This is a genomic window from Streptomyces sp. S4.7 (assembly GCF_010384365.1).
Classification (GTDB): domain Bacteria; phylum Actinomycetota; class Actinomycetes; order Streptomycetales; family Streptomycetaceae; genus Streptomyces.
Genome location: NZ_CP048397.1, coordinates 6,570,323 through 6,587,114 on the forward strand (window position 1 = coordinate 6,570,323; position 16,792 = coordinate 6,587,114).

General features: G+C 72.2%; 11 protein-coding genes. 9 read left to right on the plus strand and 2 right to left on the minus strand.

All coding sequences use genetic code 11. The features are described from left to right. Positions 1-79: 79 nt before the first annotated feature. Positions 80-1,870: a 3-hydroxyacyl-CoA dehydrogenase gene (locus SSPS47_RS29220; RefSeq protein WP_164253559.1), complete on the minus strand. Its 1,791-nt coding sequence runs from the start codon at positions 1,868-1,870 to the stop codon at positions 80-82. A gap of 380 nt (positions 1,871-2,250) precedes the next feature. On the opposite strand from SSPS47_RS29220, the gene SSPS47_RS29225 reads away from it, so the two are divergent. Further along, on the plus strand, positions 2,251-2,934 hold the full coding sequence (locus SSPS47_RS29225; protein WP_239065103.1) for an adenylosuccinate lyase: 684 nt from the start codon (positions 2,251-2,253) through the stop codon (positions 2,932-2,934). A gap of 402 nt (positions 2,935-3,336) precedes the next feature. On the opposite strand, the gene SSPS47_RS29230 is transcribed toward SSPS47_RS29225, so the two are convergent. Then, positions 3,337-4,368 carry an Rv2578c family radical SAM protein gene (locus SSPS47_RS29230; RefSeq protein ID WP_164253560.1) on the minus strand — a complete coding sequence of 344 codons (1,032 nt, stop codon included), beginning with the start codon at positions 4,366-4,368 and terminating at the stop codon, positions 3,337-3,339. Between the two features lie 130 nt (positions 4,369-4,498). Here SSPS47_RS29230 and SSPS47_RS29235 point away from each other — a divergent pair, with 130 nt between their 5' ends. The 8 genes from SSPS47_RS29235 (at position 4,499) to SSPS47_RS29270 (ending at position 16,617) form a co-directional block, all read left to right on the plus strand. Then, a complete protein-coding gene (locus SSPS47_RS29235; protein WP_164255141.1) occupies positions 4,499-4,957 on the plus strand; it encodes an SRPBCC family protein in 459 nt (152 codons plus the stop codon). Between the two features lie 269 nt (positions 4,958-5,226). Continuing rightward, entirely contained in the window at positions 5,227-7,665 is a 2,439-nt protein-coding gene (locus SSPS47_RS29240) for an MFS transporter (RefSeq protein ID WP_164253561.1), read from the plus strand. A gap of 170 nt (positions 7,666-7,835) precedes the next feature. After that, complete coding sequence (locus SSPS47_RS29245) at positions 7,836-10,304, plus strand: SpoIIE family protein phosphatase (RefSeq protein ID WP_164253562.1); 2,469 nt, start codon at positions 7,836-7,838, stop codon at positions 10,302-10,304. Between the two features lie 50 nt (positions 10,305-10,354). Further along, positions 10,355-11,074: a class I SAM-dependent methyltransferase gene (locus SSPS47_RS29250; RefSeq protein WP_164253563.1), complete on the plus strand. Its 720-nt coding sequence runs from the start codon at positions 10,355-10,357 to the stop codon at positions 11,072-11,074. A gap of 332 nt (positions 11,075-11,406) precedes the next feature. After that, positions 11,407-12,240 carry a M55 family metallopeptidase gene (locus SSPS47_RS29255; protein WP_164253564.1) on the plus strand — a complete coding sequence of 278 codons (834 nt, stop codon included), beginning with the start codon at positions 11,407-11,409 and terminating at the stop codon, positions 12,238-12,240. A gap of 82 nt (positions 12,241-12,322) precedes the next feature. Further along, on the plus strand, positions 12,323-13,630 hold the full coding sequence (locus tag SSPS47_RS29260; protein WP_203558118.1) for a M20/M25/M40 family metallo-hydrolase: 1,308 nt from the start codon (positions 12,323-12,325) through the stop codon (positions 13,628-13,630). Between the two features lie 12 nt (positions 13,631-13,642). Continuing rightward, positions 13,643-15,655 carry a prolyl oligopeptidase family serine peptidase gene (locus SSPS47_RS29265; protein WP_164253565.1) on the plus strand — a complete coding sequence of 671 codons (2,013 nt, stop codon included), beginning with the start codon at positions 13,643-13,645 and terminating at the stop codon, positions 15,653-15,655. Beyond that, positions 15,652-16,617, plus strand: coding sequence for an LD-carboxypeptidase (locus SSPS47_RS29270; RefSeq protein WP_164253566.1), 966 nt, complete (start codon positions 15,652-15,654; stop codon positions 16,615-16,617). Before SSPS47_RS29265 ends, SSPS47_RS29270 begins: the two co-directional genes overlap by 4 nt. Positions 16,618-16,792: the final 175 nt, after the last annotated feature.

Below are 16,792 nucleotides of genomic sequence, written 5' to 3' on the forward strand. Positions count from 1 at the left end.
GTGTCCTCGATCGCCTCACGGGCTGGAGTTCAACCCGTGAGGCGAACGAGGACAGGGTGCGGTCCACGGGTCGCTCGCCCTACTTCCGCGCCGCGTACTCGCGGAAGCCGCGTCCCGTCTTGCGGCCCAGGCAACCCGCGGCCACCAGGTGTTCGAGCAATGGCGCCGGCGCCAGCCCGGGGTCGCGGAACTCCCGGTGCAGCACCTTCTCGATGGCCAGCGAGACATCGAGACCGACCACGTCCAGTAGCTCGAACGGCCCCATCGGATAGCCGCCGCCCAGCTTCATCGCGGCGTCGATGTCGTCCAGCGTGGCGTAGTGCTCCTGAACCATCTTCACCGCGTTGTTCAGATACGGGAACAGCAGCGCGTTCACGATGAAACCGGCCCGGTCACCGCAGTCCACCGGGTGCTTGCGGATCGTCGCGCACACCTCGCGGACCGTGGCGTGCGCCTCGTCGGACGTGAGGACGGTACGGACCACCTCGACCAGCTTCATCGCGGGGGCCGGGTTGAAGAAGTGCATGCCGATCACGTCGCGCGGACGTGTCGTGGCGCGGGCGCACGCGACGACAGGCAGCGACGACGTCGTGGTGGCCAGTACGGCGCCCGGCTTGCAGACCTTGTCGAGTGCCGCGAACAACTGCCGCTTGACCTCCAGGTCCTCGGCCACCGCCTCGACCGCGAGATCGACGTCGTCGAACGCGTCGAGCGAACCGGCCGGTGTGATCCGCGCCAGGGCGTCGTCGCGCGCCTCCCCGGTCAGCCGCCCCTTGTCGACGGAGCGGCCCAGGGACTTGGCGATCCGCGCCTTGGCCGCGTCCGCCTTCTCCTGGCTGCGGGCGGCGAGCACCACGACGTAACCCGCCTTGGCGAAGACCTCGGCGATCCCGCTCGCCATCGTTCCCGAGCCCGCGACACCGACCGACCGGACCGCCGGCCGCCCGCTCCCGCCGCCGCCCCCCACGTCCAGCGGGGTCAGCGCGTCGCGCACCACCGTGCCGCTGCCCGGCTCCTCGTACGTGTAGAAGCCGCGCCCCGACTTACGGCCGGTGAGCCCCGCCTCGCTGAGCTGCCGCAGGATCGGCGCCGGAGCGTGCAGCCGGTCGCGGGACGCCGCGTACATGGCCTCCAGGACCGTACGGGCGGTGTCGACGCCGATCAGGTCCAGCAGCGCGAGCGGGCCCATCGGCAGGCCGCAGCCGAGCCGCATCGCGGCGTCGATGTCCTCGCGCGAGGCGTACTTCGCCTCGTACATCGCGGCGGCCTGGTTCAGATAGCCGAAGAGCAGCCCGTCGGCGACGAAACCGGGCCGGTCGCCCACCGCGACGGGCTCCTTGCCCAGCTCACGAGCCAGCGCGGTGACGGCGGTGACGGCCGCCGGCGCGGTCAGCACCGACGACACGACCTCGACCAGCTTCATCGCGGGGGCCGGATTGAAGAAGTGCATGCCGAGCACGCGCTCCGGGTGCGCGGATTCGGCGGCGAGCCGGGTGACCGACAGCGCGTTGGTGCCGGTCGCCAGGATCGTGCCGGGGCCGACGATCCCGTCCAGCGCGCGGAAGACCTGCTGCTTGATCTCGTACGACTCGGGGACGACCTCGATGACGAGATCGGCGTCCGCGGCGGCCTGGAGGTCGGTGAACGTACGGAACCTGGCGAGCATCCCGCGCCGCTCCTCCTCGGTGACCCGCCCGCGCTCCACGGCACGGGCCGTGGACGCTTCGAGCGCGGCGACCGCGTGGGCGGTGGCGATCTCGTCGATGTCGATGCCGATGACCTCGCGGCCGGCGCGGGCGAGGACCTCGGAGATACCGGTCCCCATCGTGCCGAGGCCGACGACGGCGATGGTGGAGAGAGGGATGTCCATCACGGGACTCCAGGGGATGAGTGACGACTGAAGAGGGGGACGGGCGCGCTGCCGTTGCCGCTGCCGCGCGCGGGGTCCGCCGCACTGCTTGAGTGGGGCGCGCCGCGCGGGCGCTGTGGATGTAGGAGTGAGAGGTCGGCGGACCCTGTCCCGGAGTCGCGCCGTGCGTGTGCCGAACCGACGGGCACTCACGGTGGCTGCGTCACCAGGCCACCGGGAGCCGCGGGGGTTTCCCGCTCACTTGAGATTAACCGGCGGGTAACGAGCGCGCCAGCCCTGGGGAGATGTGCGGTGCGTCACCGGCGTAAACCGGCCGTTCGGGCACCGGGTGGTCACGCAGTGCATCCTGTCGGACACGGAGCGCGGATACCCTGCCCGGCATGAGCGAGCTGGAACGGCAGGCAGGGCCCTCGGATGCGGCGAGGGCGGGAGCGACCGAGGCGGTGGGGGTGATCGGGCCCCGTGCCCCGGTCACCGCCCGTGCGGAACGGGCCGTCAGCGACGAGGAATCGCGCGTACTCGCCGACCGGGTACGGGACGAGTCCGGCAACTCGGCCACGTACCGGCGACTGATGGCCACCGAGGACCACGAGGAACTGGCGGACGTGCTCGTCGCTCCCCAACACCCCCTGTGGGCGCGGGAGATCGCCGCCTTCCGGCTCGGCTGCGCGGGCGACCGGCGGGCGTTCGAGACGCTGGTGCTGCTCCTGAACCACCGCGACGCCCAGCGCTGCCTGTCCGCCTCCCGCGCGCTGGCCGTACTCGGCGACCCCCGTACACCGCGCGCCGCCGCCGCGCTCGCCACCAACGTGCTGCGCACCGCGTACGCGCTCCACCCGGTACGGCTGCTGGCCGAGTTGCGGGCGCCGGAGTCCGTACCCGCCCTGATCGCCACCCTGGAGCGGCTGCTCGCGCCGGACGAGCCCCACTGGCGGGTGGCGCTCGCGTGCGTGGAGGGCCTCGGGCGCCTGGGCGACCGCCGCGCGCTCCCCCTGCTCCGCAGCGCCCGCGCACACCCCCGGTTGTCGGCCGCCGCGTCGGAGGCGCTCAGGCGCCTGGGCTGATACGCCGCGGTGGCCCGCTCGGTGCCGGATCCGAATCCGGCCTTTTCCCGGAAGCGGCGGGCGGGCCCACGGATGCGGGTCCCCCCCGCGACGGGGTGTGTCCTCAATCGCCGGACGGGCTTGAAAAATCCGCCGACCGGGCTGGAAGGGGCCGCCGCGACGGGGTGTTGTCCTCAATCGCCGGACGGGCTTGAAGCGTCGGCCGGACGGGCTTGGAAGGGCCCGCCGGCGGGACGGAAGCGTCGGCCGGGGCGGCAACTTGAAGCCCGTCCGGCGATTGAGGACACGCGCGGGCCGCAGGCCGGGCGAACCGGGCCCGGCCGGCTACTCCGTCGCGACCGCCGCCGTCAGTCGCCCTGAACGGCCTCGATCACTGTCATCCCCGGATGATCGCACCAGGAACTACAACAGCGTCAGCTGCGTCGGCCCCGCCTCCGGGGCGGGCGTCTCCGGGACCGGCACGCGCCGTCGCGCCGCCCGCCCCGCCGGGCCGATCCCGAACTCGTCCGCCAGTTCGTGGACCTGGCGCGTGATGCGGCGCTGGTACCACTTCGGCGCGTACGCCCCCTCCGCGTACAGCCGCTCGTAGCGCGGCACCAGATGCGCGTGGTGCTCCCGCAGCCACCGCATGAACCACTCGCGCGCCCCCGGCCGCAGATGCAGTACCAGCGGGGTCACCGACGTCGCCCCGGACGCGGCTATCGCCCGCACCGTGGCCCGCAGTTGGTCCGCGCTGTCGCCGAGGAAGGGGATGACGGGGGCCATCAGGACCCCGCAGCCTATGCCGCTGTCCGTCAGGGCGCGGACGGCGTCGAGACGGCGCTGCGGTGAGGGTGTGCCCGGCTCGACCGTGCGCCACAGCTCCTGGTCGGTGAAGCCGACGGAGACGGACACGCCGACGTCCGTGACCTGCGCCGCCTCTCGCAGCAGCTCCAGATCACGCAGGATCAGCGTGCCCTTCGTCAGGATGGAGAAGGGGTTCGCGCGGTCGCGCAGCGCCGAGATGATGCCCGGCATCAGCCGGTAACGGCCCTCCGCCCGCTGGTAACAGTCGACGTTCGTCCCCATCGCGATGTGCGCGCCCTGCCACTGGCGGGAGGCGAGCTGCCTGCGCAGCAGCGCCGGCGCGTTGATCTTGACGACGATCTGCGAGTCGAAGCCGAGGCCGGTGTCGAGGTCCAGATAGCTGTGGGTCTTGCGGGCGAAGCAGTACACGCAGGCGTGTGAGCACCCCCGGTACGGATTGACCGTCCACTCGAACGGCATGCGCGACGCGCCCGGCACCCGGTTAACGATCGAACGGGCGCGGATCTCGTGGAACGTGATGCCGCGGAATTCGGGGGTGTCGAAGGTCCTGGTGGTCACCGCGTCCGTACCGAAGAGCGCGGCGTCGCGGGCCGACGTGGGGTTCTCGGCCAGATTGTCCCAGCGCATTTGCGCCTCCTCAGTTGTACTGACCACAGAATAGAACATGTGTTCCCATGATCGATGCAACCCCGGATTTGGGCGCGCCTCGCGGAGATGGTTGGCTGGCCGCCCGGAGAACCGAATGCTGGAGGAAGCCATGGCGCAGGTCGAAGCCACGACGGAGCGGATCATCGCGGCGGACGCGGAGACGGTGTTCGACGCGCTGGCGGACTACCAGGACGTCCGCCCGAAGGTGCTGCCCGCGCACTTCAGCGAGTACGAGGTCCGCGAGGGCGGCGACGGCGAGGGAACCCTCGTCCGCTGGAAGCTCCAGGCGACCAAGAAGCGCGTCCGTGACTGCCTCATCGAAGTCACCGAGCCCACGGACGGCCAGCTCGTGGAGAAGGACCGCAACTCCTCCATGGTGACCACCTGGGTCGTCACCCCGGCGGGCGAAGGCCGTTCGAAGACCGTCGTCACCACCGTCTGGGACGGCGCCGGCGGTATCGGCGGCTTCTTCGAGAGGACGTTCGCGCCCAAGGGCCTCGCCCGTATCCACGACGAGCTGCTCGCGAAGCTCGCGGCGGAGACGGAGAAGGCCACCGAGGCGTCCTGAACCGTCAAGTCCCCCCGGGCCGGGGCGTCCTGAACGTCGACGGACGACACCCCCGGCATCACTGATTCGAGTGGTTTCCCCCGCGACGCGTGACGTGCGCCCGCGCACCACGCGTCGCGGGAAAGCCGCTGATGAGCGCCCCCGCCCGCTCCTCACCACCTCCTGCCGCGGTGCGCCGTACTCCTTCCCGGTGAAGCGCCCGGCTTGCTCCCGCTCTGCGTGCAATGTGAAGAATTACGCCGCGCAGACGCGACGAAGGGGAGCAATTCGTGGGTGGGATCACGCTGGTGAAGGACGACGAGCAGGCCGCCGTGCCCGCTCCGGCCGCGACCGAACCGCCCCCACCCGCCACCGGCGCCGCCACCCCGGGCGGTGAACTCTCCCCGCGCCGCGTGCGGTTGGTCTTCACGGGGCTGATGCTCGCGCTGCTGCTCGCGGCGCTGGAGCAGATGATCGTGGCCACCGCCCTGCCGAAGATCGTCGGGGAGCTCCAGGGCCTGGACCGGATGCCCTGGGCCATCACCGCCTACTTGCTGACCTCCACGATCGGCCTGCCGATCTACGGCAAGCTCGGTGACCTCTTCGGCCGCAAGGGCGTCTTCCAGTTCGCCATCGTCGTGTTCGTCGTCGGATCGGCCCTGGCCGGCTGGTCCCGCACCATGAACGAGCTCATCGCCTTCCGCGCCCTCCAGGGCGTCGGCGCCGGCGGACTCATGATCGGCGTCCAGGCGATCATCGCCGACATCGTGCCGCCCCGTGAGCGCGGGCGCTACATGGGCCTCATCGGCGGCGCGTTCGGCCTCGCCTCGGTCGCCGGACCGCTGCTCGGCGGCTTCTTCACCGACCACGTCTCCTGGCGCTGGTGCTTCTACTTCAACGTGCCGTTCGGCCTCCTCACGCTCGCTGTCGTCACCGTCGTGCTCAGACTGCCCAAGCCCAGCGGCAGGGCGCGGCTCGACGTCATGGGCGCCGTGCTGCTCGCCGCCGCATCGACGTGCCTGGTCCTGCTGACCAGTTGGGGCGGTACGGAGTACGCGTGGGGCTCACGCGAGATCCTCGGCCTCGCCGCCGGCGCCGTCGTGACGGCCGTCCTGTTCGTGGTCGTCGAGCACTTCGCGCCCGAACCGATCATCCCGCTACGGCTGTTCCGCGACTCGATCTTCAACATCACCGGCCTCGTCGGCGCGGTCGTCGGCGTCGCGCTCTTCGGCGCCGCCAGCTATCTGCCGACCTTCCTCCAGATGGTCGACGGCGCCTCGGCCACCGAGTCCGGCCTGCTGATGCTGCCGATGATGGGCGGCATCGTCGCCGCCTCCGTCGTCTCCGGCCAGCTCATCAGCCGCACCGGCCACTACCGGATCTACCCGATCCTCGGCAGCGCCGTCTCCGCCGTCGGCATGTGGCTGCTGTCCCGGCTGGAGACCGACACCTCCCGGCTCGAATACAGCGTCTGGCAGGCCGTACTCGGCCTCGGCATCGGCCTCGTCATGCCGGTCCTGATCCTCGCCGTCCAGAACTCGGTGCGGCCCAGCGACCTCGGCACCGCCACCAGCGCCAACAACTACTTCCGGCAGATCGGCGGCAGCGTCGGCGCCGCCGTCTTCGGCACGCTCTTCGCCGACCGGCTCACCGACGCGCTCGTCGAACGCATCCCGTCCGGCGCCGGACTGCCCAGCGCGGAATCCATCACACCGCAGATGGTGCACGCGATGCCGCCCGAACTGCGGGACGGCTACATCCAGGCGTACGCGGACGCGATGCCGCGGATCTTCCTCTATCTCGTGCCGGTGCTTCTGCTCGGCCTGCTCATCGCCTGCTTCCTCAAGGAGAAACCGCTGGTGTCCCACAACGCCTCCGCCGCCGAGTCCACCGCCGTCCCGGGCGCCCGCACTCCCGGCCCCGCCGCCGCCCCCGCCTCCGCGAACGGCGTGGCCCCGCACGCGTACACGCCCGGTGTCCCCGTCTGCGGCACCGTCCAGCACCACGACGGCAGCACCGTCCCGCGCGCCGCGCTCACCCTCATCGACGTGCAGGGCACCCAGATCGGGCGCGGGGCCAGCGGCGAGGACGGGCGGTACGCGCTGAGCGTGCCGGGGGCCGGTTCGTACGTGATGATCGCCGCGGCCGGCGGACACCAGCCGCAGGCCGTCACCGTCACCGTCGGGGAGCGCCCGATCGAGCTCGACGTGGTCCTCGGCGGCGCCGGTCGCCTCGCCGGAACCGTACTGACCGCCGACGGCACACCCGTGCGCGACGCGGCCGTCACCCTCACCGACGTACGCGGGGACGTGGTCGCCTCCACCCGCAGCGGGCGCGAAGGCGGCTATGTGATCTCGGAGTTGGTGGCGGGGGAGTACACCCTTGCGGCCAGCGCGCCCGCCTTCCGGCCCGCCGCGCTCCTCGTCAGTGTCCAGGCCTCGCGCGAGACCCGGCAGGACATCGAACTGGCCGGCGGGGCGGTGCTGCGCGGCACCGTACGGGCCGGGGGCGGCCGTCCGGTCGAGGACGCGCGCGTCACCCTGCTCGACGCCGCGGGCAATGTCGTCGACACCCTCACGACGGGCGCGGACGGGACATTCCGCTTCGTCGATCTGTCGTCCGGCGAGTACACGGTCATCGCCGCGGGCTATCCGCCGGTGGCCACCGTCCTGCGGATGGCGGGCGGCGGACGCACCGAGAGAGACCTGCAGCTGGGCCACGCGGACTGACCGGACCGGCGAGTGGATCAAGAGGCCGGTCACTGACTGAATTTCAGTCAACCTTCCAGCGTACGCGGGCGCACGATCCAATAGTTCATTGCCCGGCGCATTCCGTGTGCGGAGCCGTACCGTGGGTGCACAGCCGCAGATCCCGGCGGCGGGGAAGGAGCCTTCCACCCATGCACAGTGGCACTCCGTCGCTCCGGTCACGGCGCGGGCGCGCCGCGACCGGCCGGATTCCGCTTGCCGTGGTCGTCGTGGACGCCGACGGCCTCGTGTCGCACTGGTCGAGCGGCGCACGGCGGCTTTTCGGCCATTCCAAAGAGGCCGCGGTCGGCCAGCCGGCCGGCGATCTGATGCCGGTCTCGGGTGCGCTCACCGAGGACCGCACGGGACGGGTCAACGGCCCGTACGACCTCTATGGCGCCGACGACGAACTGGGCCCGGAGCTGCACGGGCGCAGCTCCTACCCGACCGCCGGCCGGGCGAAGCTCTCCGACCCGGGACGCCCCCGGCTCGACGTGCTGTGGTGGGCCTACCCGCTGGCCGGGCCGGGCGCCGGCCGCCATCTCGTACTCGCCGCGGACGTCGACCAGTTCCGCGTCGGCGACGCCGACAGCGGCCGGATAGCTCCGAGCTTCTCGCACCACACCGAGTTCGCCGACTCCCAGTCGCTCGCCGGCCGGCTCCCGCACATCCTGCCGAACATGAGCGTCGCGGAGTCGGAGCGCATCGTCGCCCAGATTCTCGAACTCGGCTATCCCGTGCTGGAGTTCAGTCACCACGACCGGGTCCCCGTCACCCCCGACTGGGGTGTGCCGCGCCGGGTGGCGGGACGGCCGGCCGGGGCGCACGGTACGGCGGAGCCGGGGGCCGCGGGCGCCGGTACCTCGTACGGCCACCCCGCCGCCTTGCCGGTGCCCGCGCCCGACCCCGAACTCGACCTGGAGTACGCGGCGGTCCGCGAACGGCTGGAGTTCCTCAACGAGGTCAGCGGGCTGATCGGCTCATCCCTCGATCTCGCGCGCACCATCCGCGAGGTCACCAGCGTGGCCGTGCCCCGCTTCACCGACTTCGCGGGCACCCATCTGCGCGCCGCCGTCCTGGCGGGAGAGGGTTTCCCCACGGGGCGCCCCGACGTCACGACCATCTGGCACCGGGTCTGGGTCGAGCACAACGACGAACCGGGCCGCTGGGACGACACGGTGCCGGTCGGCGAGGCCATCGCCTTCCCCGAACACACCCCCTTCTTCCAGTGCATGGTCACCGGCGAACCGGTCCTCATCCCCCGGCTCAGCGAGGAGGACGGCGACCGGATCTCGGCGCAGTTCGAGAAGCGCGACCTGCGCCCGCTCATCAACAACCGCTCCATGCTGCTGGTGCCGCTCAAGGCGCGCGACGTGGTGCTCGGCTTCATGGTGCTGATGCGGCGTCAGGGGCGGCGGCCCTTCGACGACATGGACCGCACCACCGGCGCCGAACTGGCCGCCAGGGCCGGTCTCGTCCTCGACAACGCCCGGATGTACACGTATCAGGAGAACGTCGCCGACACCCTCCAGGACAGCATGCTGCCGCAGGTCGCCACGCGCATGGCGGGCTGCGACATCGCCACCCGCTATCTGCCCGGCGCGCGGCTCGGCCGGATCGGCGGCGACTGGTTCGACTCCGTCAAACTGCCCGGCTCACGCACCGCGCTCGTCGTGGGTGACGTCATGGGCCACGGCCTCAACTCGGCGGCGATGATGGGCCAGTTGCGGACGGCCGTCCAGACGATGGCGACGATGGAGATGCCGCCCGCCCAACTGCTTCGTAATCTGGACGACTTGGCGCAGCGGCTGGGTGAGAACTATCTGGCGACCTGTCTGTACGCGGTGTACGACCCCATCCGCTCCGAGCTGCAGATCGCCAACGCCGGACACATCCCGCCCGTCCTGGTCCGTGCCACCGACGGCCGCAGCGAACTGCTCGACCTGCCGACCGGTGCCCCCATCGGCGTCGGCGGCGTGCCCTTCGAGACCGCGACCGTACGGGTCGGCCCCGGCGACCGGCTGGTGCTGTGCACCGACGGCCTGGTCGAGGTGCGGGGCCAGGACATCGGCGCCGGTCTCGCGGCGCTCTGCGAGTCGGCCGCGCATCCGGCCGCCTCCATGGACGGCGCCTGCGACACGATCATCCGCGCGCTCAACACCCAGGGCGGACGCAAGGACGACGTGGCCCTGTTGATGGCCAGGCTGAACGGCATACCGGACGGTGACGTCGCCGAGTGGCAGCTCGCGCTCGACCCGCGCGAGGTGGCGCGGGCCCGGCGTCTGGTGCGCGGCAAGCTCTGCGACTGGGATCTGCCGGGCGCCGTGGAGAACGCGGAGCTGATGGTCGGCGAGCTGGTCACCAACGCCGTGCGGCACGCGCGCATCCGCCATGTCGAGCTGCGACTGGTCCGTACGGACGCCCTGCTCTGCGAGGTCACCGACGACGAACCGGCCCCCGCGAGCCTGCTGGGCGCGACGGCCGACGACGAGTTCGGGCGGGGTCTGCGGATCGTGAGCCGGCTGGCCCGCGGCTGGGGGAGCAGCAGTTCGGCGCAGGGCAAGACCGTGTGGTTCGAACAGTCCCTGGCGGGAGAAGGGGCGTCCCAAGCGCGGAAGTGACGCGCCGTCAGTTCGCATTTGCCGGGGCCGAGTTCGGGAGGTCGTCACAGATGGGCGTTGCGGAGCGCTACCGGGATTCATGGGAAGGCTACTGGCGCGAGACGTCCGACGCGCCGGGCGAGGCGATCTGGGACTCCGACCCCTCCCTGACCGCCGAACCGCACTGCGCCATACTGCTGCCGCACACCGACCCGTCGCTGCCCGTGGCCGACCTCGGCTGCGGCAACGGCACCCAGACCCGTTATCTCGCCACCCGTTTCCCCCGCGCCGTCGGCGTCGACCTCTCGCACGCGGCGATCGAGCACGCCCGGCGCGCCGACACCGAGAAAGTGGCCGAGTTCGAGCAGCTCAGCCTCGTCGACCACGAAGCGGTCCGGGCGCTGTCGGCGCGGCTCGGCGACACCCATGTCTATATGCGCGCCGTGATCCACCAGAGCGAACCGCGGGACCGGCCCGCCGTCGCCGCGTCGGTCGCCGCGCTGCTCGGTGAGCGCGGCAGGGCCTTCGTCGTGGAGCTGACCTCCGGGTCCAGGGCGCTGTTCCAGCGGGCGGCCGCGGATCCCGGCGGACCGCCCGCGAAGCTGCGGCGGGTCTTCGACCACGGACTGAGACCGGCCGGGGCCGCCGACGACGAAGTGCCGCGGCTGCTGGGCGAGGCGGGCCTGCGGATCATCGACAGCGGGGACACCACGCTGCCGCAGACGGAGTACCTGGCCGACGGCACCCGGATCGACCTGCCCGCCAGATGGTTCGTCCTGAGCGCTGCCTGACGGGCGTGGCGCTGGTCGGCGCGGCGGTGACGGGCCCGCGCCCGGTCACCAACACGCCGGCGGTCACCGGCGCGCCCGACAACCCGGGCGGCCGCCGCGTCCCTCGCCCTGTCGGCCCGGTTCTTCGGCGGAGCCGCGGCGGCGCCCGTCCGGCCGCCGGTGTACCACGCGTACGGGGACCTGGGGTTCGCCGCGGCGGGAGGCGCGCCCCCGGTGGCACCGGCCGTACTCGTCAGATCGGCGCGGAGCGCGTCCGGAACCGCTCGGACCGGTCCGCGACCTGTGTGAAAGATCCTTGGCCCCGGAATTCGGCGGCGGGTACCGTGGGCGAAATGAAGATCCTGATCAGCGCCGACATGGAAGGCGCCACCGGTGTGACCTGGCCGGCGGACGTCCTGCCGGGGACGCCGCAGTGGGAGCGCTGCCGCACCCTCTTCACCTCGGATGTGAACGCCGCCGTCCTCGGTTTCCTGGACGGCGGCGCCGACGACGTGCTGATCAACGAGGCGCACTGGTCCATGCGCAACCTGCTCCTCGAAGAGCTCGACGACCGGGCCCAGTTGCTCACCGGGCGGCACAAGACGCTGAGCATGGTCGAAGGCGTCCAGCACGGTGACGTCGACGCCATCGCCTTCATCGGCTACCACACGGGCGCGGGCACGGAGGGCGTCCTCGCGCACACGTACCTCGCCAACTCCGTCACCGGAGTCTGGCTGAACGGCGCGCGAGCGAGCGAGGGACTGCTCAACGCCCATGTCGTCGCCGAGTACGGCGTCCCCGTGGTCCTGGTCACCGGCGACGACCTGACCTGCCGGGACGCGGACGGCTACGCGCCCGGCGCCCGCAAGGTCGCGGTGAAGGACTACGTCTCCCGGTACGCGGCGGTCTGCCGCACCCCGGCGCGTACGGCGGCCGACATCCGCGCGGCGGCCCAGGAGGCGACCGCTCTGGCCGTACGGTACGAACCGGTCGACGGGGGCCCGTTCACCATCGAGCTGGAGTTCGACGCCGAGCATCTCGCCGGGGCCGCCACGGTCGTGCCCGGAGTGGTGGGCAGCGGCGAACGACGTGTCGCCTACACGACCGGGACGATGTACGACGGCATTCGCACCTTCAAGGCGGTCACCACGATCGTCTCGGCCGCGGTGGAGGAGCAGTATGGCTGACATGACGCCCGACAAGACGCCCGCCGGTTCGCCCGGCACGACGCCCGAGGACACTGGTCCCGACCGGGCCGACGCCATCGACATGGTGGCCCTGGACGAGGCGGTGTCCTTCACCTCCGAGCTCATCCGCATCGACACGACCAACCGGGGCAACGGCGACTGCTACGAGCGCCCCGCCGCCGAGTACGTCGCGGAGCGGCTGGCGGCGGCCGGACTGGAGCCCACGCTCCTCGAACGCACCCCCGGCCGCACCAACGTGGTCGCGCGCATCCCCGGCACCGACCCGGGCGCCGACGCGCTCCTGGTCCACGGCCATCTGGACGTGGTGCCCGCCGAGCCCGCCGACTGGTCCGTGCACCCCTTCTCCGGCGAGGTCAGGGACGGCGTCGTCTGGGGCCGCGGGGCCGTCGACATGAAGAACATGGACGCGATGGTCCTCTCGGTCGTCCGCGCCTGGGCCCGCTCCGGGGTCAGGCCGCGCCGCGACATCGTGCTCGCCTACACGGCCGACGAGGAGGCCAGCGCGATCGACGGCTCCGGCTTCCTCGCCGACCACCACCCGGAGCTGTTCGAGGGCTGTACGGAGGGCATCAGCGAGTCCGGGGCCTACACCTTCCACGCCGGACCCGGCATGGCGCTCTACCCCGTCGGGGCGGGCGAACGCGGCACCGGCTGGCTCAAACTCACCGCGCGCGGCAGGGCGGGCCACGGGTCGAAGGTGAACCGGGCCAACGCGGTCAGCAGGCTCGCCGCCGCCGTCGCCCGTATCGGCCAGCACGAGTGGCCGCTGAGGATCACCCCGACCGTCCGCGCCGCGCTGAAGGAAATCGCCGCGCTGCACGGCATCGACGCCGACGTCCACTGCGATCACTTCGACGCGGACGCCCTGCTCGCCAAGCTCGGCCCTGCCGCGGCCCTCGTCGAGGCGACCGTGCGCAACAGCGCCAACCCGACGGTCCTGGAGGCCGGTTACAAGGTCAACGTGATCCCCGGTCAGGCCGTCGCCTTCATCGACGGACGGATGCTGCCCGGCACCGAGGACGAATTCCGCGCCACCCTCGACCAGTTGACCGGCCCCGATGTCGACTGGGAGTTCCACCACCGCGAAGTCGCCCTCCAGGCACCGGTCGACTCCCCGACATTCGCCAGACTCCGCGCGGCCGTCGAGCGGTTCGACCCGGCCGGACACGTCGTGCCGTACTGCATGTCGGGCGGCACCGACGCCAAGCAGTTCTCCCGGCTCGGCATCACCGGCTACGGCTTCTCGCCGCTGAAGCTGCCCGTGGGCTTCGACTACCAGGCCCTCTTCCACGGCGTCGACGAACGCGTCCCGGTGGACGCCCTGCACTTCGGGGTCCGCGTTCTCGACCACTATCTCCAAACCGCGTAGAGGGAGTTGGGCATGGAGCAGCCGACGCCTTACGGCTCATGGCCGTCACCGATCGACGCGGCGCTCGCCGCCTCCCACGACGGGCGGCCCGAGTTCGTCGGCGCGGTCGGGGAGGAGGTGTGGTGGACCGAGCCGCGGCCGGCGGAGAACGGCCGGCGCGCACTCGTACGCGTCCGGTCCGACGGCCGCGAGGAATCTGTCCTGCCGCCCCCGTGGAACGTCCGCAGCAGGGTCATCGAGTACGGCGGCAGACCCTGGGACGGGACGGTCCGGGCTGACGGCTCCCCCCTCGTCGTCTTCGCGCACTTCCCCGACCAGCGCCTCTACGCGTACGAGCCGGACGGCGGCGGGTCTCCGCGCCCGCTCACTCCGGCCCCGCCGCCGGACGGCCGGGTAAGCGGCACACTGCGCTGGGCCGATCCCCAGATCCGCCCGGACAGCGGCGAAGTCTGGTGCGTACTGGAGGAGTTCACCGGGGAGGCGCCCACCGACGTGCGCCGGGTCGTCGCCGCCGTACCGCTGGACGGCTCCGCCGCCGACGACCGTTCGGCGGTGCGGGAGCTCTCCGACGACCGGCACCGCTTCGTCACCGGCCCCCGCGTCTCACCCGACGGCCGGCATGCCGCGTGGATCGCCTGGGACCACCCCCGAATGCCCTGGGACGGCACGGAGTTGCTGCTCGCCGACGTAACGGAGGCGGGCGTCTTCGAGCGGGTCCGCACCGTCGCCGGAGGCCCCCGCGAATCCGTCGCGCAGACCGACTGGGCCGTCGACGGCTCCCTGCTGTACGTCTCCGACCCCGGCGACTGGTGGCAGCTGCGGCGGCTGCGGCTTGACGCGTCACCGCTCGGCGTGGGCGCGCCGGCCCGGCTGAGCCCCGCCGTGGAGGAGGAGTTCGGCGGGCCGCTGTGGAAGATCGGCCTCCAGTGGTTCCGGCCGATGGAGGACGGCATGATCGCCGTCGTCCACGGCAAGGGCGCCACCGCCCTCGGCATACTCGACCCCGAGACCGGCCAACTCGCCGACGCCGCCGGGCCCTGGACCGAATGGGCCGCCACCCTCGCCGTCCGGGGCACCCGGGTGATCGGCGTCGGAGCCAGCCCGCGCAGCGCGTACGAGATCGTGGAACTGGACACGACGACCGGGCGGGCCCGGGTCATCGGCTCGGCACACGAGGACCCGGTCGACCCCGTCTACTACCCCGAGCCGCAGATCCGCACCTTCACCGGACCCGACGACCGCGAGATCCACGCCCACATCTACCCGCCGCACAGCCCCGACCACAGCTCACCCGGCGACGAACTCCCGCCGTACGTCGTGTGGGCGCACGGCGGGCCGACCAGCCACGCACCGCTCGTACTCGACCTGGAGATCGCCTACTTCACCTCACGCGGCATCGGCGTCGCCGAGGTCAACTACGGCGGCTCCACCGGCTACGGACGCGAGTACCGCGAACGGCTGCGCGAACAGTGGGGCGTCGTGGACGTCGAGGACTGCGCGGCCGTCGCCCGCGCCCTCGCCGGCGAAGGCACCGCCGACCCTGCGCGGCTCGCCGTACGGGGCGGCAGCGCGGGCGGCTGGACCAGCGCCGCGTCCCTCACCGGCACCGACGTCTACGCCTGCGGCACCGTCATCTATCCGATCCTCGACCTGTCCACCTGGGCCGAGGACGGGACCCACGACTTCGAGTCGCGTTATCTCGAATCGCTCGTCGGCCCCGTCGCCGAGGTCCCGGCCCGCTCCCGCGAACGCTCCCCGATCAACCACGTCGACCGGATCACCGCCCCGTTCCTGCTGCTCCAGGGCCTGGACGACGTGATCTGCCCGCCCGTCCAGTGCGAGCGCTTCCTCGAACGGCTGGCCGGGCGCGGCATCCCGCACGCGTACATCACCTTCGAGGGCGAGGGCCACGGCTTCCGCAGGACGGACACCATGGTCCGCGCGCTGGAGGCCGAACTGTCCCTGTACGCCCAGACCTTCGGGATCGACCGCCCCGACATCCCCGTCCTGGAGCTGAGGAAGTGACCCCCGAGCCCGGCCCGGCCGCCGCACCCCTGGCGCCCCTCGTACGCGCGCCCCGGCTGCGGCCCGGCGCGAAGGTCGCCGTGGTCGCGCCCAGCGGCCCGCTGCCCGCCGAACGGCTCGAAGCGGGCCTGGACATCCTGCGCGGCTGGGGCCTTGATCCCGTCGTGGCGCCCCATGTCCTGGACACGCACCGGGAGTTCGACTATCTCGCGGGGACGGACGAGGCACGCGCCCGTGACCTCCAGGACGCCTGGTGCGACCCGACGATCGAAGCCGTCCTGTGCGCACGGGGCGGCTACGGCGTCCAGCGCATGGTCGACCTGCTCGACTGGGACACCATGCGCGCCGCCGCCCCCAAGGCCTTCGTCGGCTACAGCGACATCACCGCGCTGCACGAGGCGTTCGCCGTACGGGCCGGCGTCTCCACGCTGCACGGCCCCATGGTCGCCGCGCTGACCATCCTCAAGGACCCCGCCACCCAGGAGTCCCTGCGCGCCACGCTCCTCGAACCCGAGACGGTCCGGGTCATCGGTCCGGGCACGGCACGCGGCCTCGTCCCCGGCCGGGCCCGCGGGATCACCCTCGGCGGCTGCGTCAGTCTCCTCGCCGCCGACCTCGGCACCCCGCACGCCCGCCGCCGCGCAGCGGGCGGGCTGCTGCTGATCGAGGACATCGAGGAGGAGCCGTACCGGCTGGACCGGATCCTCACCCAACTCCTGCGCTCCGGCTGGCTGGACGGGGTCGCCGGTGTCGCGCTCGGCTCCTGGGCGGGCTGCGGCCCGTACGACGACGTGCGGACCCTGATGCTCGACCGGCTCGGCGGCCTCGGCGTCCCGGTCGTCGAGGAACTCGGCTTCGGCCACGGCCCGACGAACCTGACCGTGCCACTGGGCGTCCCCGCCGTCCTGGAGGCGACGACCGACGGCGGCTCCCTCACGCTGGAGGTCCCGGCACTGACCTAGGTCCTGTCTTCACACCGGCGTCCGGCCTCTGGCTCACGGCTCCCGGCACGCACGCCGGCCGCGTTGTCGGACTCACCCGAGTACGCCCGGTACGGATGCGATCCTCCGTCTTGCGACCGCACGCACCGGACGCCTGAGCCCCGCCCTGCGGGCGGACGACGCCAGTTCGGAGACA

What these genes read in the sequence shown, in the direction of transcription:
- SSPS47_RS29260 (WP_203558118.1), top strand. Translation starts at nt 12,323, where the DNA reads ATGGTGGCCCTGGACGAGGCGGTGTCCTTCACCTCCGAGCTCATCCGC.
- SSPS47_RS29230 (WP_164253560.1), bottom strand. Translation starts at nt 4,368, where the DNA reads ATGCGCTGGGACAATCTGGCCGAGAACCCCACGTCGGCCCGCGACGCC.
- SSPS47_RS29255 (WP_164253564.1), top strand. Translation starts at nt 11,407, where the DNA reads ATGAAGATCCTGATCAGCGCCGACATGGAAGGCGCCACCGGTGTGACC.
- SSPS47_RS29245 (WP_164253562.1), top strand. Translation starts at nt 7,836, where the DNA reads ATGCACAGTGGCACTCCGTCGCTCCGGTCACGGCGCGGGCGCGCCGCG.
- SSPS47_RS29235 (WP_164255141.1), top strand. Translation starts at nt 4,499, where the DNA reads ATGGCGCAGGTCGAAGCCACGACGGAGCGGATCATCGCGGCGGACGCG.
- SSPS47_RS29225 (WP_239065103.1), top strand. Translation starts at nt 2,251, where the DNA reads ATGAGCGAGCTGGAACGGCAGGCAGGGCCCTCGGATGCGGCGAGGGCG.
- SSPS47_RS29250 (WP_164253563.1), top strand. Translation starts at nt 10,355, where the DNA reads ATGGGCGTTGCGGAGCGCTACCGGGATTCATGGGAAGGCTACTGGCGC.
- SSPS47_RS29265 (WP_164253565.1), top strand. Translation starts at nt 13,643, where the DNA reads ATGGAGCAGCCGACGCCTTACGGCTCATGGCCGTCACCGATCGACGCG.
- SSPS47_RS29220 (WP_164253559.1), bottom strand. Translation starts at nt 1,870, where the DNA reads ATGGACATCCCTCTCTCCACCATCGCCGTCGTCGGCCTCGGCACGATG.